17 protein-coding genes are annotated in these 21,940 nt (G+C 43.4%); 1 reads left to right on the top strand and 16 read right to left on the bottom strand.

Translation table 11 applies throughout. From position 1 onward, the window contains the following. Nucleotides 1-215: 215 nt before the first annotated feature. Both DXC51_RS26765 and DXC51_RS26770 read right to left on the bottom strand, forming a co-directional pair. Nucleotides 216-1,208: an SPL family radical SAM protein gene (locus DXC51_RS26765; protein ID WP_117545795.1), complete on the bottom strand. Its 993-nt coding sequence runs from the start codon at nt 1,206-1,208 to the stop codon at nt 216-218. Nucleotides 1,209-1,540: 332 nt separating this feature from the next. Further along, nucleotides 1,541-1,876 (bottom strand): hypothetical protein, encoded by a 336-nt coding sequence (locus tag DXC51_RS26770; protein WP_147332412.1) that lies wholly within the window; start codon nt 1,874-1,876, stop codon nt 1,541-1,543. 378 nt (nt 1,877-2,254) lie between these two features. Here DXC51_RS26770 and DXC51_RS26775 point away from each other — a divergent pair, with 378 nt between their 5' ends. Further along, a complete protein-coding gene (locus tag DXC51_RS26775; RefSeq protein WP_117545771.1) occupies nt 2,255-3,538 on the top strand; it encodes an EAL domain-containing protein in 1,284 nt (427 codons plus the stop codon). Nucleotides 3,539-3,674: 136 nt separating this feature from the next. Here the strand turns inward: DXC51_RS26775 and DXC51_RS26780 are convergent, their stop codons facing one another. The 14 genes from DXC51_RS26780 to DXC51_RS26850 all read right to left on the bottom strand — a co-directional run bounded on the left by DXC51_RS26780 (nt 3,675) and on the right by DXC51_RS26850 (nt 21,661). Next, on the bottom strand, nt 3,675-4,721 hold the full coding sequence (locus tag DXC51_RS26780; protein ID WP_021637400.1) for an NAD(P)-dependent alcohol dehydrogenase: 1,047 nt from the start codon (nt 4,719-4,721) through the stop codon (nt 3,675-3,677). A gap of 201 nt (nt 4,722-4,922) precedes the next feature. Further along, on the bottom strand, nt 4,923-6,185 hold the full coding sequence (locus tag DXC51_RS26785) for a nucleotide sugar dehydrogenase (RefSeq protein WP_117545772.1): 1,263 nt from the start codon (nt 6,183-6,185) through the stop codon (nt 4,923-4,925). A gap of 1,462 nt (nt 6,186-7,647) precedes the next feature. Next, entirely contained in the window at nt 7,648-8,721 is a 1,074-nt protein-coding gene (gene glf / locus DXC51_RS26795; protein WP_117545774.1) for a UDP-galactopyranose mutase, read from the bottom strand. A gap of 17 nt (nt 8,722-8,738) precedes the next feature. After that, on the bottom strand, nt 8,739-10,190 hold the full coding sequence (locus DXC51_RS26800) for a flippase (RefSeq protein ID WP_117545775.1): 1,452 nt from the start codon (nt 10,188-10,190) through the stop codon (nt 8,739-8,741). Between the two features lies 1 nt (nt 10,191). Continuing rightward, nucleotides 10,192-11,175, bottom strand: coding sequence for a hypothetical protein (locus DXC51_RS26805; protein ID WP_147332413.1), 984 nt, complete (start codon nt 11,173-11,175; stop codon nt 10,192-10,194). Nucleotides 11,176-11,236: 61 nt separating this feature from the next. Then, nucleotides 11,237-12,046 (bottom strand): hypothetical protein, encoded by an 810-nt coding sequence (locus DXC51_RS29355; protein ID WP_147332414.1) that lies wholly within the window; start codon nt 12,044-12,046, stop codon nt 11,237-11,239. A gap of 1,114 nt (nt 12,047-13,160) precedes the next feature. Continuing rightward, nucleotides 13,161-14,087 carry a WaaS/CpsH family glycosyltransferase gene (locus DXC51_RS26815; RefSeq protein ID WP_117545778.1) on the bottom strand — a complete coding sequence of 309 codons (927 nt, stop codon included), beginning with the start codon at nt 14,085-14,087 and terminating at the stop codon, nt 13,161-13,163. A gap of 9 nt (nt 14,088-14,096) precedes the next feature. Continuing rightward, complete coding sequence (locus tag DXC51_RS26820; RefSeq protein WP_117545779.1) at nt 14,097-15,107, bottom strand: glycosyltransferase family 2 protein; 1,011 nt, start codon at nt 15,105-15,107, stop codon at nt 14,097-14,099. Between the two features lie 30 nt (nt 15,108-15,137). Then, nucleotides 15,138-16,076 carry a glycosyltransferase family 2 protein gene (locus DXC51_RS26825; RefSeq protein ID WP_117545780.1) on the bottom strand — a complete coding sequence of 313 codons (939 nt, stop codon included), beginning with the start codon at nt 16,074-16,076 and terminating at the stop codon, nt 15,138-15,140. After that, complete coding sequence (locus DXC51_RS26830; RefSeq protein ID WP_117545781.1) at nt 16,073-16,591, bottom strand: SH3 domain-containing protein; 519 nt, start codon at nt 16,589-16,591, stop codon at nt 16,073-16,075. Before DXC51_RS26830 ends, DXC51_RS26825 begins: the two co-directional genes overlap by 4 nt. 16 nt (nt 16,592-16,607) lie before the next feature. Beyond that, a complete protein-coding gene (locus tag DXC51_RS26835) occupies nt 16,608-17,639 on the bottom strand; it encodes a glycosyltransferase family 2 protein (RefSeq protein ID WP_117545782.1) in 1,032 nt (343 codons plus the stop codon). Between the two features lie 55 nt (nt 17,640-17,694). Further along, nucleotides 17,695-19,467: an ArnT family glycosyltransferase gene (locus DXC51_RS26840; protein WP_117545783.1), complete on the bottom strand. Its 1,773-nt coding sequence runs from the start codon at nt 19,465-19,467 to the stop codon at nt 17,695-17,697. A gap of 104 nt (nt 19,468-19,571) precedes the next feature. Then, entirely contained in the window at nt 19,572-20,267 is a 696-nt protein-coding gene (locus DXC51_RS26845) for a hypothetical protein (RefSeq protein WP_117545784.1), read from the bottom strand. 251 nt (nt 20,268-20,518) lie between these two features. After that, the gene (locus DXC51_RS26850; protein ID WP_117545785.1) at nt 20,519-21,661 is read right to left on the bottom strand and encodes a tyrosine-type recombinase/integrase; all 1,143 of its coding nucleotides are present in this window, start codon (nt 21,659-21,661) and stop codon (nt 20,519-20,521) included. Nucleotides 21,662-21,940 lie beyond the last annotated feature (279 nt).

Consider the following 21,940-nt stretch of genomic DNA (forward strand, 5'->3'; position numbering starts at 1 on the left):
ATTCTCCTTTCATAAGAATTTCAAAATCTTTTTGTCATTCACCACCATACAGGACTGCAAAAAGATAGGATTCAGATAATTCCTACCTTTTTAGTATGATTTATCTAAATCCTATTATATTCCTCTTTCCGTTATAACGCAACAGCCCCTGCGCACCATAAATGATAAATCTTTCCTGATAGCTATGGCAATTCACAGGCTTAAGCTGCCCCGATTCAGCTGATATAAAGAATCGGCGTATCCCCCAGAACCCTTCTGATTTCCCTCCGGAGAAACTCTTCCGCCTCAGCCCTGGCCTCAGGACGGTAACAATACCTCCCCCTGCCCCGCCCAGTCATCAGCTCCTGCTGATACAAATCCGGCGCCTTGGGAAAAGCATCCCCATTAATTGCCCGATGCACATAGCTGTATGTCATAAGAATTATCTCCAGGAACATTTCCTTTTTCATTTTAGGGGAAAGGCTCTGTGCGAGCTCCTCCAAAAGTCCAGTATACAGCCCCTTCCAGCCCTCCACCAGAATCACCGGCGCAATCAGCAGCCCGCAGGGATAACCGGCTTCACACATACGGTTTACCGCCCCGATCCGCTCCTTCAGGGAAGAGGTTCCCAGTTCAATCCGGCTGATAATTTCCTGCGGATTCACACTCATCCTGAAGATTATTTTTCCTCTATGCTCCAGCGCCAAAAGCGGGTCAACCATATGAAACTTGCTGGGAAAAGTCAGGAACCCCTCCCCCTCCCTGGCAAACCGGGGAATCGTATAAAGCAGATTTCCTGTTATCGTATTTTCCAGCACCAGATCACTGTTGCTGCCGATTTCATAAGTCCGCCCCGGCTCCTTTGCCGACCGCCTGATAATCCGGTCCAGCATGCTCTCCCGGTTTACAAACAGCCTCAGATACGCGCATTTATTATAATTACACACAAGATAACAATAAAGGCACATGGCAGTACACCCCGAAGACGTATAAGGCACCAGATAATCCGAAACCTTATGATTTTCCGTATATTTATGTGTCTTTCGGATTCCCACGATCAGATTTCTTTTCATACGCCCAAATTCCGAATTCGGCTTCTCCTGCATCTCCTTTATAGAATTATGGCTCTCAATCGGTATCCAGGGCACCCCCGCAAATTTCTCCTCCAACTGCCTCCCCAGCTCATAATTCAGACTCTCAGGTTCATAATAAACGGCATCAAATGATATCTCTTTCACTTTCCCCTGCTTCCCCCGGACACTCACGCCACATTGCATCCGGCATACTGATTCTGTAACTGTCCGGCACCTTAACAGTTTCTGCCGGGCAGCCGCTTCATTTTCACAAAATTAGTATGCGCCGTCTCCCCGAAATCATGTACTGACATAAATCATAAACTATTACCCTTCCTGATAAAAATATAAAATAACCCTGCAGAAAAAAACGGCGGCAGCATCCCTGTACATCCCGCCATTTTCAGACACGAAGAAAGGCCGCGGATGGATTCCGCGGCCTGCCGTAACTTTCTTTTCTGCGGCGATACGCCGCAACCTGATTATATCTATTCCAGAATCTTTCTGTTATACTTTTCTTTCTTCTTATAAACCTCCTGGCCGCCGTGCAGCTCCTGCTTAAACTCCCTGAACCGCTGCTCCTTCTGAAGGATACGCTGTGCGCCGATGGTATTGTACCGGTAGCTTTTGAATATATGTGAAAGGCTGATGCGGACATACTCCATTCCCTGAGCCATGGCAATATCCACCTTCATCAGAGAAAGCAACAGCATGTGATATGCCTTACTCCAAAAGCCTTTTCCCGCCTCCGTCTCCCTTACCAGCCAGGCAAAAAGCAACAAAAGAAAAACGCCGTCCAACAAAACAAAAATTGTTCCCATCATAATCCTCAACCTCTTTTCCATCATTGAAACGCTGTTTACGGGAACCATGTTTTTCCTTATGTCTATATGCTAATCATAGCCTTTTTGCAGGGAAGAGTCAAGGATTCCGGCAGAATTTCGCTAAGGCAGATTAAGATAAAAATTCGCAGAATTATCACTATAATTCCGATACGGAATATGCTAGAATACTTGTTATAGAAATCAAATACCCCGCTGCAAGCAATGGGGTATCAAATTTGCAGCGCTGTAGAGCAGCGGGGTATTTGACCCTCGCGGCAGTCGCCAAATATCCATGCAAGCATGGCTACTTGGCTCGTTGCTCGCGGGAATAAAAATCGGCCATGACACCGCACCCTTATTTCAGAATTGGAAAAAACAATGAAGGATATGAAAAACGAGCCCTGGCTCATGGATAAATATAATCAAGTATGCCAATCCCGCATCCCCGGTTACGCACTGGTCAGCCTGAAGATTAAACGCTTCCGTATTTTTAACCGTCTCTATGACCGCGAAACAGGAGACCTTCTGATTGAAAAAGTATATGAGGTTTTAGAGGACTGGCTGGAGGACGGCGAATACATTGCCCGGATCTACCTGGACTATTACAATATCCTCATGCGTTTTCCCGACGATTATGATGCCCTTTTCGCCCGGGTGATAGAAATGAACCGGATTGTCAGGGACATGCCCTATGAACCCTTCCAGGGTAAAATTTTTTCCGGGCTGGGAATTTTCCCGCTTCCTGAGGAACCCGTGGATTTCTATACCGCACAGTACAATGCGGATATCTGCCGGAACGAATGTCCGCAAAGCCCTTACCGCAATTCCCACTTTGAAGTATACGGAGTGACCTATCGGGACAACAACCTGCTCGCCTTTGATTTGGCGCAGAACCTCCTGCCTGCCATTGAGGCCGGGCATATAAAGCTTTACCTGCAGCCAAAGGTGGATTTAAGGACCGGGGAGATTACCCGCGCCGAAGCGCTTGTACGCTGGATCGATCCGGAAAAGGGAATGATCCCGGTGGGTGATTTTCTCCCCAGCCTGGAAGAAAACGGCCTGATAGAGGAAGTGGATCTCTACCTGTTCGGCAAGGTCTGCCGGCTGATAAACCAATGGAAGGAAAAATACGGCCGCAAAATCTGTATCAGCGTCAACCTGTCGCGCTGTGCCTTTGAATACATCTATTTCTTTAAAGATTACCAGAAGGTTTACGCCAAAGACCCTTGTCCCAAGGACTGCATTGAATTCGAGCTGCTGGAAAGCATCGTCCTCAACCAGGTGGAACGGGTAAAAAGGGTCGTAACGGAAATAAAGGATTTCGGCTTTTCCTGCTCGCTGGATGATTTCGGAAGCGGTTACTCTTCCTTCAGCGTCCTGACGAATGTGGACCTTTCCACCCTCAAAATTGACCGTTCTCTTTTCATGAATGAAAATGATACCCGGGAGCAAATAATTATCCGCAATATCCTTAAGACCGCTCAGGCCCTGCATATGAAATCCGTCGCCGAAGGCGTGGAGACCAGGGGGTATGTAGATTTTCTCAGGGAACTTGGCTGCGATTATGTGCAGGGCTATGTATACTATAAGCCCATGCCTGCTGAGGAATTTGAAGAGAGATTCCTGGTGAATGGGGAAAAGGTAAGCTTTGACGAATCATAGTATGAAGCAATAATAAAAACGATAATAGAAGCGATAAATATAAAACGATAATATGAAGCGATAATATGAAACGATAACAGGGCGATGCTTCCTTTTGAGGAACATCGCCCTGTTCATTTTATATTTGCGGCAAATATCAGCAGACCTTAATAACGCCCTTTACAATATCCGCTTTGTTATGTACACAGGAATCCAGTGCATTTTTTATGTCGTCCAGCTCAAAGTAATCTGTAACGATGTCCTTGATACGGATTTTGCCTCCTGCCACGGCTTCAATGGCCATAGGGTAAATATTCCGGTAACGGAATACGGTCTTAAAGGTCAGTTCCTTATCCAGCGCCATACCGATGGGCAGGGTCATCTCACCTGTTGCGCTGTAGCCAACAAATACGATAACAGCGCCTTTTTTAGCCGCACGGATCAGCTGGGACGCGGTAATCTGGCTGCCCGCCGTCTCGATTCCCAGGTCTGCGCCTTTTCCTCCGGTCAGTTCCCTGATCCGTTCCACCGCATCCTCTTCTTTTCCGTTAATCACATAGTCCGCGCCCAGCTCCAGCGCCTTATCCAGACGCTTCTGCATCACATCCACCACAATGATTTTGGAAACGCCCATAGCGCGCAGGGAAAGCAGCGTACACAGACCGATACAGCCCGCTCCGGTCACAACCGCAGTCTGGCCCAGATGTGCGCCTCCCTGGTTCGCCGCATGCATGCCTACTGCAAGAGGCTCAATCAAAGCGCCCTCCATGGTGCTCACATTCTCCGGCAGCTTAAAGCAAAGCCCTGCTTCATGCGCCACATATTCCTGAAATACACCGTCCACAGGCGGTGTGGCAAAGAAAATCACATCCTCGCACAGATTATATTTTCCTTCCTTACAATGCTCACAATGACCACAGGTCTTTCCCGGCTCCAGAGCCACCCTGTCGCCCACCTTTAAGTCCGTGACGCCCGCGCCTGTCTCCACTACGGTGCCGCCCGCTTCATGTCCCAGTACAAAAGGCGGTTCCACGACAAAATCCCCGATCCTTCCTGATTCATAATAATGCAGATCAGAACCGCAAATACCCACGTACTCCACTTTTACCAGCACCTCATTATCCGCCGGCACGGGAATGGGACGTTCCTGAATCTCTACCTGGGAAATCCCTGTCATAACCGCCGTTTTCATAGTTCCTTCCATTGCTAACCCTCCTGTATGCAACCATTTGGAGGAGAAAATCCTCCAATTTTACTACAATTATATCATAGCCGGGTTTCAGAAAAGACGCCAGTCAAATATGGGGATTTATTTGTCAAAAATGTGCAAAACCGCCCGTTGCAATAGCTGCTGAAAAACTGCAGGCGGCAATAATGGCGGCGCCGCAAACCGAGGGGATAACCGTCAATCGCGATGGTATAGGTCTCTTGTGTAGACCTTGTCCCATATTCCGGCCAGTTCGTCGGAATAGCGGTTCGCCACAATGCAGTCACTTTCTTCTGTAAACTCTTTAAAATCCTCCAGGACCCGGGAACCGAAAAATTCTTTCGCCTTCAGCGCCGGCTCATAGATAATGACGGTTGCGCCTTTGGCCTTCAAACGTTTCATAACGCCCTGAATGGAGCTTTGGCGGAAGTTATCAGAATCGGTTTTCATGGTGAGGCGGTAGATACCTATGGTTACATTTTTACCGCCCGCCGTCTGTATTTCCCGGTTTCCGTCCTCGTAGAATCCGGCTTTTTCCAGAATACGCTCCGCGATGAAATCCTTGCGGGTGCGGTTGGATTCCACGATAGCTTCTATGATATTTTCCGGCACGTCCCTGTAATTGGCCAGGAGCTGCTTGGTATCCTTGGGAAGGCAGTAGCCGCCGTAGCCGAATGAAGGGTTGTTGTAGTGGGTACCAATCCTGGGGTCCAGGCCCACGCCCTCTATGATCTGTTTTGTATTCAATCCTCTGACTTCTGCATAGGTATCCAGCTCATTAAAAAAGCACACTCTCAGCGCTAAATACGTATTGGCAAAAAGCTTTACTGCTTCTGCTTCCGTCGGGTTGATAATCAATGTCGGTATATCTTTTTTGACAGCCCCTTCCTGAAGCAAATTTACATACAGGCCGGCTTTCCTGTTTATCTCCTCATCTTCCTCCGGGACTCCTGCAATTATTCGGGACGGATATAAGTTATCATACAATGCATGACCTTCCCTGAGAAATTCCGGACAAAAAATGATATTCGTGGTATTATATTTTTTTCTTATACCCTCCGTATAACCCACAGGTACTGTTGACTTAATAATAATGACTGCATGTTTGTTAACCGCCGATACTTCTTCAATGACTTTTTCCACGGAAGAAGTATCAAAATAATTCCGGACAGGATCATAATTCGTGGGAGTCGCAATCACAACAAAGTCGGACTCCTTATATGCCAAAACGGCATCTGCTGTAGCTGTCAGATATAACCTGCGCTGTTTTAAATATTCCTTAATTTCCTTATCCTCTATCAAGGATTCTCCCCTGTTTAAGGCTTCTATTTTTTCCTTATCAATATCTACGGCATAAACTTTATTATGTTGTGCAAGCAAAATCGCATTGCTGAGCCCCACATACCCAATACCAACAATTGTAAAAGTCGGTCGGGTTAAAACTTCCTGATTTTTCTCCATGGTTTCTCCCTGCCGCCCAATCATCGGACGCGCTTAAACTTTCTATAAACTTTTCCCTCTATCATGAAACGGCTCTGTCTCCAATGATATCCTGCCTGCAGTGCACTGCAAAGGTTAAAAATATTATATATGCAGGCGCACTCATAACCTGAATCCGGAAGAAAAAGCATTGACCTACAAATAATAGCCCCAACAGCATCAGGGCTCTGGCTGATTTATTCACTTTACGGCATTTTTGATATAAAAAACAGAAAAAAACACCCGCAAGGCATAAAGCCCCTGTTATTCCCACAAGTCCATATTGTTCAGCCATAGCATAAAAAAAGCTTTCATGACTGCATATTGAATCCCGAAAAGCTGTGCCTGAATATCGGGCAAATCCCTTTTCCTCTGCTTTTACCAATATTCCTGTATTTATGGAAAACAGCATACAATTTATTACCGAAAAGGAAATAAACAAAAGCAGACAGATATATTTCCTTTTTGCCTTCTTCAAAATAATCAACTCAGGATCTTTTTCTTTCGGTATTTTCCTCCAATATCTGTTGATTGGAATTATAACAGCAGCCAGCAGGATATAAAGATATATACTGTACTGAACGCTGAAATCGACAGGACTTTTTGCCTTCGTAATATATTGCAGCACCGGAATATTCCCTGAAATAAAAACATACATAAAGCATAATAACAGATTCCTTTGAATCAATCTGACCGTTGCAGGGAAAACTATGGGAATGAACAGCAGAAAACAGCCCGCAATTCCGATACTGATAATATCACCCGTTAAAAATAAAGCGATAAAACTTATCCACGCCACTAAAAAATAAAATCTTTTCAGACAGCGTTTTCCCGTGATGCAATAAAAAACCGAACTCATACAGGATGTTAACAATATATAAGAAGATACTCCTTCCGGCTGACTGACAGCCGTTTCTGCCAGCGGAATCAGTTCCGTTCCCGTCAGCCGGTATAACAGGGAACTCAGACAGACAAAAAAAGCGGTAAAAAGAAATACATTTACATAATATTCGTAACCGCGCCTGACCTCTTTCAGCAAAAAATAGGCTGCTGCCAAACTGATATAAAATATATCGTTTTCTGAAATTTCACCCGTAATGATTATACCATATATGATTCTGCACACGAATACAATAAAAATCAGAAGAAGCCATATATCCGGTATACTAAAACGGATGGAATACTCTGCCTGTTTCTTAGCTGTCAAAATAAGATAAATAGCAGCGGTAACAACTGTCAGCGCCGTAAAGAGAAATACCTGCCCTGAAATAAATCCAAATAATTTTTCCTTTACAACAAACAAGGGATATAAAAACATTATAATCCGAATATAATAATCGATAATTATTTTACCGTCATCCATAATGTGAGGGGAAAAAAATTTTTTCAACCCGTTTCGGATTCCAAGCTTCCATCCGTTCAAATGATACCACCTCATCCGGAGCTAAAGCGCAATGCTTAAAAGTTCCTCTATAATCTGATCCATGCTGTAATATCTGTATCTGCCCAAACGTCCTATAAATATCACATTTTCTTGTTTTATCCCCTCATATTTCCTGTATAACTTTAAATTATCCTTTACCGGTATCGGATAGGATGGTTCTCCACAATCACTTGAATATTCTTTCGCAATTACCGTATGTTCTGTTTTGCCCTTACCAAAATGCTTAAATTCAGTAATCCTTGTATATCCGTAATTATTGGGATAGTTCACCACTGCGACAGGCTGATATTCTTCCACGCCAAGCTCTTCAAATTTAAATGATACACATCTGTATGGCAGTCTGCCGAACCTGTAATCATAAAATTCATCGATGGAACCAGAATAAAAAATTTTGCTGCATTCGATTTCATTTTGTATTTCTTTATAATCCGTGTTCAGCAGTACCCTAATATTCTTATGATCCAACATCCTCTGCATCATGGCTGTGTATCCTTCCGCAGGTATCGCCTGATATTTTGCCGTAAAATAACGATCGTCCCTGTTTGCACGAATCGGTATCCTTGCTATAATATCTGCAGGTAAATTTTCCGGGGCTTCTCCCCACTGCTTTTTTGTATAATTTTCAAAAAAAGCTTTATAAAAAACGGGACCGATTTGACTTTCTACCGCGTCTTTTACATTATTTATTTCTTTTGGAAACGTCTTTACCTTTTCAAAGTATTCCGCAACGTTTTCACTTGTATAATTTGTTCCCAGATATCCGTTTACCGTGTCCAGGTTTATAGGCATGGGATATAACTTCCCCTCCACATTTGCCAGAACCTTGTGCTGATAATCATACCAGTCCGTAAACCTTGACAGAAAATTATATACCTGTTCTGAATCTGTCCTGAAAATATGTGGGCCGTACCGATGCACCAAAATTCCATTAGGATCCCGGTAATCAAAGCAATAGCCTCCGATATGTTTTCTTCGCTCTACAAGCAGGACTTTCAAATTTTTTTCTTCTGCCATCCTCCTGGCCAGCGTTATTCCTGCAATTCCTGCCCCTATAATCAAAATATCCGTTTTCATTTTAATTTTTCCCTTTATTATTTATTTGAAATATTTTGTTTTAGTTCTTTTAAAAGTTCCATGACCATTTCTTCACGGCTGAACAGCAAAACTGCTGCATAAACAAGAAAAAATACCGCTGCAGAAACAATGATTTCTTTCATGTCCCCACGGATTCCCCCAGCGCAAAAACCGGATAGGATAACCGCCGCCCCGCTGGCCGCCAGGGGCCTGACGCAATACCGGATAACTTCAATCTCAGCCAGCATTTGCCTGATAAATATACATTGAACAGACAGTACCACTATTTCCGTGATCATCGTTGCAAAAGCCGCTCCGGAACTCCCCAGTTTTTGAATCAACAGCAAATTTAAGATAATATCTGTAACAGCGCCTAAAAGTATAGAAATAAGGAGTTTATCCTCCTTTCCCAAAGGTATTAAAGTCTGGGTTCCGGTTACATTGGATAAACCCGCAAAGAAAACTGTCGGCAGCAACAATTGTGTCGGTAATATCGCAGCTTCATATGCCCTGCCTGCAATGATAAAAACAGTTGGCCGCGCATATACAATGAAATATATGGATAAGGGAATTGATATAAGAAACATAAATTCAAAGGATCTTTTAATATTTTTCCTGAATTCCTCCAAAATTCCATTTTGGGCCAAATAGGACAATCTTGGTAAAAGTACGGTACCCAGGGATACCGCTACCGTGGCAAGAGCTGTTCTTATTTTCAGCGCAGCGCTATAATAGCCTACCTCTTTGTTCCCCGAAATAAAGCCGAGCATTACCATATCCAGATTAGAATAGATGCTTACAGCCGCCGTGGTTGCAAAAAAAATAAGAATTGGTTTGATATGCTTTTTTATCTCGTATTTTCCGATATATTTCCTGTTAATAAATTTCCGTGCGTTAAACCAATTAAAAAAGCAGGAACCAATATTTGAAAAGACTAAAATTGCAGCATATTTCAAATAATCTTCCGGGGAATGCAGCAATGTAAAAATGCAGACGACTGAAATTGCTTTAATACAAAGCGAACGTATTGTAATATACTTATATTCCTCCAATGCTGAATACAGCCAGTTTAATCCAAAGGGATTCAGTAACAGATTGCATCCGAATATGGCCATCAGCATCTTTTCCTGACGCAGCCGCGGGATGGTAAACAGGCAAAGCAGAAAAACAAGATACATCAGCCCTGTCATTGCCATATTAATAATGAATAGCTCCTGTGCAGTCCGGGACAGAGCTTCCCTGTCATCCCTGACTTTCGCACAGGCCCTGATCCCGTATGTGGGAATGCCCAGTGCAGAAAACATAATAAAATAGGTGGTAATGGAATTTGCAAAATCCACCCTTCCATTCGCTTCCACCAATAAAACCCGTGAAATATACGGAAACGTGATTAATGGCACAAGTATCGTGGCTGCCGTCAATACAGTATTAAATATAAAATTCTTTTTAACGGATTTTCTGTTCTGCATCCTATTGCTTCTCTTCTGTTAACAGAAATAATTTATCTATATCTTCGTTAAATCTTTGCTTTTCCTGTAATATAAATTCTCTGTATTTATCGTATTTTTTTATTTCTTCACTGTAATGCTCTAAAATATAATGTATTTTCTGTAAAACACAGTCTATATTCCGGTTTGTCCTCTCAAACTTGTATTCCGACATTATGGGGACATCATCAAAGAAATCCGCACTTCCCAAGGTACTTGTCAGGATACAGCAGCCCAGCAATGCGGCCTCTCTGGGCATTCTGTCCTTTCCCGGATGAGAACCAAAATCAACGTACAGCTTGGCTTCGGCCATAGCTTCCATTACCTGCGTACGCGTCATATTTTCGATTGCCACAAAATGAATAGAAGAATCTCTTTTTATCAGCTTCTGAATGTATCTTGTATTTCTTTTCGGATTATACAGGACGATATTCTTTCTCCCCGTATCTGTGAATCCGGCCGTTCTTTGAACATAGGAATCTATAAAAGTATCTGCAATATAATCTGACAAATAGGCTACATTATGTAACTTCTTCCTTTCCAGGAAACCTGCCGCATACCAGCACTGCGCCCAATTTGCTGTTTTATCTCTCCTGATATCCCTAAAAGTAACAATTTTTCTTAAGTGCAGCCATTTAAAGATATAATGTCCGGCCACTCTTAAATATTTATGGGAATGAAGTTCTGTCGGCAAAAGATAATGATTAACTCCCAGCCACCATATACATTTCCTGATTCTATGGTAATTACGTAAGGAATTAATCAATGATTCAGGCAATATCAGCAAATTTTCACTCTGATCTTCTATCTGCCGGGTGTATTTTGTTTCATAAATGCGAAATCTCTCCGGGACGGGGTTTTCACATACTTCCTGGCTGCAATCATAAAACATGAATACCCTGCAGCCCTTCTGTTTAAGACTGAAGCATAACTGATGCAGCAATTCCGCGCCTCCGGACTCAAGCATTGGAGGACATCCTATATATATGCAGCTTTCATGTGTTAACTGAAACATTTTTTCTCCTATCTCATGAATTGGCGTCCGTGAATACGTATCCTTTTTTCTTCAGCAGGTTCACTTTGTCCTGATCATTTAAATATAAAAATTCATTTTTATCCAGCTGAACAAAACTGAATTGGCCGCCCTTTAACTGTTCTGCTTCCAGTCTGGCATCAGACAGCAATATAATATTTTTACAGTCCGGATCCAGTAAAGACATATCCGTAATCACTTCATATTCCGGCAGCATAAACTGTACGATATATTCCGGCCCGTACGTTGCATTACAATAAAATACTTTGCTTACCCGTTCCAATACAGCGGTTTCCTCAATGCTTAATTTGTAGAATGCATTGACTGACTGATAGTAATTTTCACTGGAAGCATAAGGCGAATCAAAGTGAACTACTCCATAGGAATACTGCCATAGCAGGGCTGATGTCACTATTATTAATACCATTCTCTGTTTTTTCATCATTGAAAGCACAATTATCAGCACATAAATATTTGTACAGATCAATGTGGAACATATAAAATAAGCGATATCCTGTAATGTTTCCGGCCACATATCCATATTCCCCGAAAATGGGGCAAAATAATAAAACCAATCCAGGCTGTGTTTGATATGCATGCTTGTCTCTTCCAGAAAGCTGTTAAGTATATAAACCATAATCAGCATAATTCCGGCAATTATTAAAGCGGTCTTTTCGATTAATTTTCCTTTATCAGTCCCTGCCGCTTTGCGGATCCGAATGATAAAGAAGAGAAATAACGGTCCAAAATAATTGCCGTAATATCTCAAATAGAAATGCCCCCTGGAGAGATTCGTTTCTTCCAAATGAACTCCCATGGCATTAGGAAGCCATATAACACACACTCCAGCCAAAGAAAGTAATATGCCTGCAACACAGAACAGCATTGGAAAATATTCGTCCTTCCCGACACATTTCAGGTTTCCTTTATACAGACATTTTATATTTCTTATTGTATCTGAAAAAACTACTCCTGCACAAAACAGCAGGATTCCAAAACCAAACACAAAAATTATCCATATATTGCAAAGCAGCAGATCTATTATTGACTGAAGGCCGACTTTTGAGAATGCAGAACGGATATTCACGGCTGCACTGGACATTACCTCACCGGGGGTATTTATAACAACTGTGCCCGAATTATATGTAAACAAAATCTTCTTCAGAAACTGAATTACTATATTTACAGCGGTAAAACCACAAAGGTAAACAGGTAAAAAGACCTTCAGATTAACAAGAATTTTTTTAGTAAATATCCAATAAACAACAATTACTATAAATATTGCCGCCGAATAAATAAGGGCTCTCGTATGGGATAAACAGGAAATTACCAAAACTGCTGAAAGCAACGCCGAATAGATATGACTCCTGCTTTTTTTCTCATTTTGGAGCGCAATAACCAGATAGACAATCATCCAGCACAGCATTATCAGCATAGGCTCATTATCAATGTTAGATGCCCTGGTGGGTGTGAAAAAGGAACAGGCAATCCCCAATAAATATATTTCCACCTGATTTTCAGTAAATCTATAGTACTTTTGTACTATACGGCAGGATATATAGGCGGGTACGGCATGCAGAAAAGCTCCCACCCCCAGTAAAAACTGATATAAAACCAAAGGGTTTTTTATAAAAATGAAAAAGGGATAAAGCAGTGGAAAGGTACCGCTGCCATAGTATTTAGATGGATGCGTCAACACATAATCCCAATGATAGCCTGCTGCCTTCGCTGCTAACGCAACTGCTCCCATCTCATCCGGAAGGCTCCTCATACATGGCACCAGTGTATTCAATCCTGCCTGTATTACAAAAACCGTTATAAAAGAAGCAGCAGCAATTCCTTTAGTTTTCCATTCTTTCGTGCTTTTTTTCACCTTTATATTATCCACTTTATCTTTTCGTCCTGATAACTAAGAATTATCATTTTATCTGCAGGTTAAAATTATACAGCCATGCCTTATAATCATATTTTTTTAATATCTGCGAAGTAACCGGTTCCGCTTTCTTATTCAAAAATTCCCTGATGTCCTTCTGTGATATTTTATTTTCCTGCAAAACATATATAACTGAAGGATTATAAAAATCATAAGAAGACAGTTCCCTGTTATTTGTTATTATCTTTTTACCGTTAAAAAGGGCTTCCAGACACCTTACGGTGAGTCCTGTCTGGCCTTTTTGTGCAATCTCAATAATACATCGGGAGTTCGAAACGTTCTTCAGATTTTCTTCATATGAAACCGGCGCAGAATAGAAATTTTTCCCTTTTTTGCTTGTGCCGTCTTTTATGATAATATAACAGACCTTTTTCCCGATATCTTCCAATAACTCCTTAATCTGCAGCAAAAGCGCACTTCTCCCTTTGTCTCTGCCTACAAAATAAGCATCGTATTCCATTTTCGAATTCCATGTTTTAATGCTGTCCCAAAAAGTAAACTGGACATTATAGTTAAGACCATACTGCTTGCAGTCTGCTATATTAAAGCTCCATTCTTCACAGTATTTTCTGTACCGCCCGGGAACTCTGACACTCTGTGCAAGGGGATTCCAATACCACACGATTATCCGGCAGCCCGGATTTTTTTTATGAATGTACTTTATAATATTCCAATTATAATTTCTGTCGAATAAAATAACGTTGTCAAACGTATGGATTTGCCTTTTCCAGGGGCCATACCAAAACGAACTTCCCGGCAGCTTTAATTTCTGCATGTGCAGTACTGACAAATATCTGAAAAATTCATTCAGCGGTCTGTAATAAGGTAACGCCGCCGCATCCTTCCCATTCATTTTTTTCAGATAATATTTTTCAAAGGAATCCCTGTCACTTTTTAATATTAATGTACGCACCCAAACTCCCTATACCGGCTTTGAAAGCCTTATTATCCCTTTTCTGAAAAGCCATTGGTAAAGCCTGCCGATTAAACATACGCCTTCAATGCTTATCAGAGATAAACCGGCAATCATCCGGGTCAGCTTTTTATTCTCTTTATCTTTAAAAACATCTCTGTTATACTTTTTCAGCACCTTTTTGGCTGTTATTCTGTCCTGCCTGAATTTCCTGCCTCCGGGTATGCTTTTATAAAGGTTCAGCGTAGTTATAAAACACTTTGATTTAGCCGCATTGACAGAACCCGGATAATACTTTTGCGCAAACGCTATTATCCGTTCAGTTGAACTGACCTGGATCATTTTCCGGTGATTAAATTCAGAATTAACAATACTGTTATTTCTCTGCAGATAATAATAATCCCTTACCGGGTTGAATACTATTTTTCCCGCCTGATGAAACAGCAGGTACACTGTGCTCAAATCCTCGAAAAGTTCCCCTTTCGGGAATCGGATATTTTTAAAGATTTCCATTTTAAATAATTTCGCCCCGGCATATACGGGAATATTTTTTCGGTACAGCATATCCTTCAAAGCTTCTTCCGGGGAAAAGCAGCAGGTATCAGCTTCCTCAAAGGAATCCTCTTTCCCGGCTTCCTCTTTTTCATAGATTTTAATCGCTCTTGTTATTGCTATGTCGGCCTGGGATTCTATGAGCAATTTGTAAAGGTGCCATATATAATTCCCGGATACATAATCATCAGAATCAATAAAAGTAATGTATCTGCCTTTGGCAGCATCTATTCCCCGGTTCCGGGCATCGGACAGCCCTCCGTTTTTTTTATGGATAACCCGTACCCTCTTGTCCATTTTGGCCAACCTGTCGCAAAGTTCCCCTGATTTATCCGTGGAACCATCATCTACCAGTATGATATCCAGTTCCCGATAGGTCTGTCCAAACAGGCTGTTTAGACATTTCTCTATATATTTTTCAACATTATATACGGGTACGATAATACTCACCAAATCATTGTTCATCATTCACCAGCCTTATCCGAAGCTAAACCTGATTTATATTTCTGCCCTTTTTCTGAAGGCATTTCTGTCATAGGTTCCGAATACAAAGGAAAAAAACGCCCTGATTATCACACCGATTTTTTTCACTTTGTATTTGCCCTGAAATAAAACGCAGAAAAAATCGTAAAATAATTTTCCCATACATAAGAAACGATAACCGATGGTTTCGTATTCCCAAAAGCCTATCAGATTATTTCTATAATAGTAAAAGTATAAGGGGATTCTTTCCCTGTTTGTTTCCTTTACCAGCGACAGCGCTTCCGAACTAAATCTTTTATGGATGGCCACACTCTTGCCTGCCATGTATGCCGGACCATAATCCCTTATCAGCCTTTGCGTATATTCCGAGTCATCTCCCCATATGAAAAACGGTTTCCAGGGCAATCCGCATCTCTTAATTGCCTCAATGTTTATCAAAAGAGAAACAAAGGTAGCTTTTGCAATCTGCACGATTCCTTTATCCAGATATTCGTACCAGTCAATATAGGCATTAAACTGTTCCCTCTTAATTTTAGGAACATTCATTGCTTCATTATGGATTCCCCTTACGCTGCTCGCTAAAAAACTGACATCCCCTTTGATTGCAGCATCCGCATTTAACAGTTCCTGAAGACAATCGGCAGCAGGAATCGTATCGTCATCCATGATCCAGACCCAATCAGGCTGATATTCCCTTGCCTTTTTTATGCCTTCGGAAAAACCGCCTGCCCCGCCAATATTCTGTTCCAGCTTATGGTAATCAATTACCGGTAAATCCAGAAATTTTTTCTCTTTTAAAAAAGCTTCCGTACCGTCCGTGCTGTTATTATCAATAATAATTAACTTATCTACCGGATAGGACTGCTTCAAAACAGCATTTACGCATTCTTCCAATAACTTTTTCCTGTTGTATGTCACCACAACTGCATGAACTCTCGGCTTTTTTATACTCATCTTTCACCATTTCCCGCTTTTGCATTTTTCCCTTTTTTCCAGGCAGATACAATACCTGTAATAAACATCGCCAGGATCAGGACGCTAATCAACAGACTCCAAATCTTTGATCTGGCTATTGCTTTTCTTTGTATCTCCAATGACTCTATAAATGCGATGTCCTCTTCTTCCGCCTTCTTCATTTCCTTGTCCAAAGCCTCTGCATCAAGCGCTGGCGAAGTCAACGCCCCTGCCGGAACGAATACCTTCTCTCCCTGATAATAGACTTCATACCATCCGTCCTCTTTCGGCCCGGTAACCAGTACATGCGTCCCCGGAGGCAATTCTGCCATCACTTCCGCATTGTCTGAAGGCTGCTTTCTTCCCTGGGTTTCCGCTGCTGTCATCATCAACGTCCCCTGAATATTTTTATTTTCTTCTGCCGTCGAGGCTTCATCTGCCAGAACAGGAAGTGTCAGAAAACACCCGAATAAAACGGAGCACAGAAACTGCAGTACCACTTTTTTTACTTTCATCTGTCAGCTGTCTCCTTTACCTTACTGCCGCTTCTTCATTTCTGTCTGCGGAGAAATACAAAATTTCTTTCCCGCTTTCTTTTCTCCTGCCATCTTTTGACGGTTCCTCTTTATCGTATTCCATCCGTTTCACATGATATTGCACATCCTGCAGTATCTTCCGGTTTGCCGCGATCACATCTGCCATCAATCCAATCATAAAAGTGAGAAAACCGATGATTATCAGTGTACATGCCAGAATCAGGGACTGTATATGCCCCCCGCCAGTTCCATTGGCAAGAAAATACAGGAACCTTACCCCAATCCCCAACCCGATCACAACACTGGGAATCGCCAGCAAAGTAAAACACATCAGCGGTTTGTACATCATATAAGCACGCAGTATGGTCAGCACCGACTTTTTCACATAACCCCATATGCTTTTAAACAGCCTGGAAGGCCTCAGCTCCGCATTGGTCCGGATGGGTACGCTGGAAATTGCGATTTTTTCCCGCCCGGCCTGAACAATGGTCTCCAGGGTGTAGGTATAGTCATTCACCACATTCATCCGCATGGCGGCTTCTCTGGAAAAAGCCCTGAAACCGCTGGGGGCGTCCGGTATTTCCGTGTTGGAGGCCTTACGCACCACCCAGCTGCCAAAGTGCTGTAATTTTTTCTTCACATAAGAAAAATGTTCCGTATCGTCGATAGGGCGCTCCCCAATCACCATATCCGCTTCTCCGTCCAAAATGGGCCGGATCAGATGCTCGATATCACTGCCGCAGTACTGGTTGTCCGCATCCGTATTTACGATAATGTCCGCCCCGCATTTCAGGCAACCGTCCAGACCCGCCACAAAGCCCTTGGCCAGCCCCTTGTTCTGCTTAAAGTTTACCACATGATGCACGCCCCAGTTCCGGGCCACCTCCACCGTATCATCATGGCTTCCGTCATTGATAATCAGATACTCAATCTCATCAATGCCTTCCAGTTGCCTGGGAAGATCGTTTAATGCCACCTCCAGCGTCTCCGCTTCGTTATAGCATGGGATTTGAATCATCAGTTTCATAACAGCCTCCCTTTCCTCCGTTCGTGCAGCAGCTGCCAGGTTTTAAACGCCGCTCTTACTGTGAATTGTAATACAGACATAAATGGCCGGCTTCCCAGCTCTTTTCAAACCGTGCCTCAAATATTTCTTTATATTGGCTTTCGGACTCCAGAAGCACTTTGTCCGTTTCCTCCAGATGCTCCCACTTGCTTTCAAGCTCCTGACTGTCCCATATGTCCACTTTTTTATCTCTCAACCTGAACTGGACCTGTTGAATATAAGGCGTACCGCCTTCATATATGAAAATAATACGCTCCGTCCGTGATGCCGTAAGTTCCTTTATTTTATCCGCCATACGCACATCCCCATAGCCGTAGGAATTGCCGATATAGATATAATGTTCTCCGGCCTGCAGGCTCAGGGCCGTTTCCAGAATAATCAGCAGCGTTAAAATCCAGCTCATCTGCCTGTTTTTCCGGCACAACGCCGCAACCAGGGCGGCCGCGCCCGCCAGAACAGTGCCGAAAAGCCATGCCTTCCATAAAAAATCCGCCGGCTGGCAGGCGCCTTCTTTCAGCATATAGCTCATGCCAAGCATGGTATAACCATGTATATTGGTCATGCCGGTTTTGCTGCCTTTCACCACACAGACGGCAACCAGCGTAAGCAGCGCCGTCCCGCCTGCCGTCAGCGCAGTTTTCATCCATATTTTTCCACTTTCCAGAAGTTGTGCGAGTCCCAGCGCAATCAGCACAGGAACCATCAGTTCGCTGTACCTGCCCTGAAGAAACAAATCCAGCCGTTCATTACCGCTTTCTGCGCTGCCGACAGTATAAATAACAGTGACAAAAAATTGGGCCAAAGAAGCCAGGGTAAGGAATATCCAGAAATAGGAACGGCTGTCTGCCTTCCTGTTTTTAATGCTTTTTATGGAGCCTGCCGCTTTTTTTACCGCGAAAAAAATACCTCCGTATCCCAGCCCATAAGTGGCCAGCCCCAGATAGAGCGCCTTTCCCGCACAGCCTGCCAGAAAAATTTTCCAGCCTTGTATGCTAAACAGATAACGCAGCTTGTCCCACTGACCGGAATAATCATTATAGCTGAGTACCTCACTGGAAGCTGTATGGTAAAGCAGTCCAATCAGCACATTTTTCATGCGAAGGCCCAAAAGGAACAGACACACAAGCACCCCCAATACCAGCAATATTTTTCTCCGGCGGCCGATATTTTTGCTGCCGAAAGCCCATATAAACAGAGTGATTCCTCCCGCTGCAATGAGTCCAATGCTTCTCATATGCACAAAATATATGTATACCAGCGCCAGCACCAGAAAAACTGCCGTCAGCGCCCGGGGATTTTCCAGGAAACGTATCAACAGCCAGCAAATCAGTATATATAAAAACAGAAGTAACGCTTCTGTCATCGTCATCTGCATATAAAAGATCCAGGGCGGATACAGCACGGCAATCCCACTGATAAGCACAGCCCTCTCTTTATCAATTCCGGAAAAAAGCATACGCATAAGGCTGTACAGGAGGCACAATCCCGCGCACATCAGAATCATGTTCAGAACCACCGCCGTCCGGTAGGCAGTGATTGAGTCCTTTACAAAATACAAAACAGGTGTCAAAATCAGACTGTAACCAAAGGAATAGTACGATCCCAATGAGACGGATTCCGACCAGTCCCAGCCCAGCATTTCCGCTGCCGGGGCCCAATAGCCGAATTCATCCGGGAACAGTGAAAAGCCGAACAATCTCTGCAGGCCATACTGGCACAGGCAGAAACACAGCAGTATGATAAACAGCAGATAAACCGCCGATTTGCTTATCTTCCAATTAGACAGCATATCTATCCTTTACGAGAATACTGGGAAATAACCGGCAGCCGCCTGCCAATCATCTCCCAGACCTCTTCTTTATGGTATTTTTGCAGCATTGACAAACAGCCTGCTTAAGCTGCGGGATACATAATCATTGCATACGCGCCAAGTCCGCCCGTTGTATTGAAGGTTATGGTATTCGGATCGGTATCCAGATCAGGAAGTACCTCAACCATACCGCCGGGACGTACGCACAGCATTGCATAGGCATAGCCGGCCTTTACCGCTGTTTTTGGAATACCGAATACCATGGTAATCGGCGCTCCGCCCTGTGCCAGCAGAGAGAATTTTCCGCCTGCCAGCTTGCCAAGTTCCATATTTACGGTAGCTACCACAGTACCGCCGACAGCACCTGCCGCTGCATTAATGCTTGCCAGTGCGGCCGGGCTCTTCTTTTCAGAAATGTCGTAGATTCTTACATAAGGCTGTTCGCCTGCTGCCAGACCGTATGCTGCGGCTATAGCAGCCTTGTCCGTCATTACTACTGTTCCGGGAATTGTCTTGGACATATAAGCTCCCTTGATTGTTGTAACCAGGACTTTTCCGCCCACCTTTACACTGCTTGTGGCAGGAATCACTACAGCCTCCGCTGCGGAAACGGAAGTATTCGATTCTGTGGACGCATTGCTGTTTGTGGTTGTGGTAACCTTCCCTGTGGCATCATTTCCGCTGGTACCGGGCGCTGCGCTCACTCCCATCACCGGAGCCATAACAAGACTCAGTGCAAGCATTGCAGCAAGCGCCTTTTTTAATGACTTACTTTTCATTTTCTTCTCCTCCTTGTGCGTCATTAATTTATATATTCAATCATGTTTTACACATAATATGAATACCTCCCTCATACACGATCCCTTTTGGCCGATACGCTTTTGTTTTTCTTCTGCAGTATCCGAATTGTGTATAAATACGGTGTTTTCGTAAAATACTATCTTTTGCGAAATCCTGCGGCAGGCTTGTCTGTACTACATATATATAGTGTCGTTTGACCAAATTTTTGACGGTCTTTAAAACAACCTCCTCAGGAGGCCATTCTGTATCCCGCCATCAGCTGTTTCTTCCTTTCCATATCGGAATGTACATATATTTTCATGGTTGTGGCAACGTTGGCATGTCCCAGAAGCTCACTCAGTGTTTTCATATCGAAACCGCTGGCAATGCAGTTTGTGGCGAATATATGTCTGAGCACGTGAAAATTAAAGCAGGGAATCTGCAATTCCTTCAAAATCCTCTGAAAACGGTACTGCAGTGTGCGTGGTTCCAGGTATTCCTTCTTTTTCCCCTGGAGTAAAAAACCCTTCCTATCTCCTTCCATTCCCTTAAGAAAGGAAAGAAGATAGCCCGGAAGCGGGATTACCCTGTTGGAAGTTCTGGATTTCGGCTCCGAAATGATGACCTTTGTTCCGGTCCTGCCTTTCTGGAATGTGCGGATCCTTTGCATTGTTTTCGTCACCCGGAGGGTGCCCTGTTCCAGGTTAATATCTCCCCACTGAAGCGCGCAGAGCTCCCCGATACGAAGCCCGCAGCAGCCGGACAGCAAAATCCCCAGGCTGGTGGCATCCTGTTTTCCGGCCTGGTCAATCAGGCGTTTTTCCAGCCGTCTTAAATCCATGGTTTGCGGCGTGACAGTCACCCGTGGCACGCCGCCGGCAGACGGACAGGGATACGCCGGAATTCCGCAGTGGTATTTTCTATCCAGGAAACGGAAAATCTGGCTGAATATGATATGAATCTGATGCAGGTAGGAGTGGGAAAATTTTTCACCGGGCCTTTTTCCCACCCTTTCCATTCCTTCCAGCCGCACAAAAAAATCCCTATACGCATCCTGGGTAAAAGCGGCTGCCGGCATCCGGTCAAGCGCGCCGATAATATGCTTTTCCGTAATGGAGCGATAGGTGGCGTAGGTAGATTCCTTCCATTTTACGCTGTTTTCTTCCAGCCACAGTCCGGCCGCTTCCCCTATGGTCAGCTTTGATGGAAGGCGCATTTTTTTCTGATCTTTAAAAACCAGCTCCTGCTTTTTAAGGATCAACTTTTCCTTGACCTCATGATACGTTTTTCCGTATATTGAACGATACGGGTTCCTGCCGGTATCCGGAAGGCGGTATCTGCCTTCCCAACGGCCGTCTTTTCTTTTATAAATATTTTCCCCTTTTCTTGCCATAGGCATCCTCCATTTTCTGACGGGATTTTTGACGGTTCATAAATTAATATTTCTGTCCGGCAGGCTGCCTGCCGCATCAGTAAAAAATTTTTTGGAAGAAAAACAGATAATAACTTTATATTTTATACATAGATTGACAAAATACAAAACTTATTCTATAATAAATCCAAATTGAGCAATCGGGATTATCCTGTAAATTAAGGATTTTCTTTTCGCAAAAGATAGTAGTTTGCGAAAGGAATTCCTCTTTTTTTACTATTTTCTTAAAAAATGGCAGGC

Source organism: Eisenbergiella massiliensis (assembly GCF_003435485.1).

Excerpts from the sequence above, each read along its gene's own strand:
- DXC51_RS26770 (WP_147332412.1), bottom strand. The coding sequence starts at position 1,876 with ATGATGGGAACAATTTTTGTTTTGTTGGACGGCGTTTTTCTTTTGTTG.
- DXC51_RS26775 (WP_117545771.1), top strand. The coding sequence starts at position 2,255 with ATGAAGGATATGAAAAACGAGCCCTGGCTCATGGATAAATATAATCAA.
- DXC51_RS26780 (WP_021637400.1), bottom strand. The coding sequence starts at position 4,721 with ATGGAAGGAACTATGAAAACGGCGGTTATGACAGGGATTTCCCAGGTA.
- DXC51_RS26785 (WP_117545772.1), bottom strand. The coding sequence starts at position 6,185 with ATGGAGAAAAATCAGGAAGTTTTAACCCGACCGACTTTTACAATTGTT.
- glf (WP_117545774.1), bottom strand. The coding sequence starts at position 8,721 with ATGAAAACGGATATTTTGATTATAGGGGCAGGAATTGCAGGAATAACG.
- DXC51_RS26800 (WP_117545775.1), bottom strand. The coding sequence starts at position 10,190 with ATGCAGAACAGAAAATCCGTTAAAAAGAATTTTATATTTAATACTGTA.
- DXC51_RS26805 (WP_147332413.1), bottom strand. The coding sequence starts at position 11,175 with ATGCTTGAGTCCGGAGGCGCGGAATTGCTGCATCAGTTATGCTTCAGT.
- DXC51_RS26820 (WP_117545779.1), bottom strand. The coding sequence starts at position 15,107 with ATGATGAACAATGATTTGGTGAGTATTATCGTACCCGTATATAATGTT.
- DXC51_RS26825 (WP_117545780.1), bottom strand. The coding sequence starts at position 16,076 with ATGAGTATAAAAAAGCCGAGAGTTCATGCAGTTGTGGTGACATACAAC.
- DXC51_RS26830 (WP_117545781.1), bottom strand. The coding sequence starts at position 16,591 with ATGAAAGTAAAAAAAGTGGTACTGCAGTTTCTGTGCTCCGTTTTATTC.
- DXC51_RS26835 (WP_117545782.1), bottom strand. The coding sequence starts at position 17,639 with ATGAAACTGATGATTCAAATCCCATGCTATAACGAAGCGGAGACGCTG.
- DXC51_RS26840 (WP_117545783.1), bottom strand. The coding sequence starts at position 19,467 with ATGCTGTCTAATTGGAAGATAAGCAAATCGGCGGTTTATCTGCTGTTT.
- DXC51_RS26845 (WP_117545784.1), bottom strand. The coding sequence starts at position 20,267 with ATGAAAAGTAAGTCATTAAAAAAGGCGCTTGCTGCAATGCTTGCACTG.
- DXC51_RS26850 (WP_117545785.1), bottom strand. The coding sequence starts at position 21,661 with ATGGCAAGAAAAGGGGAAAATATTTATAAAAGAAAAGACGGCCGTTGG.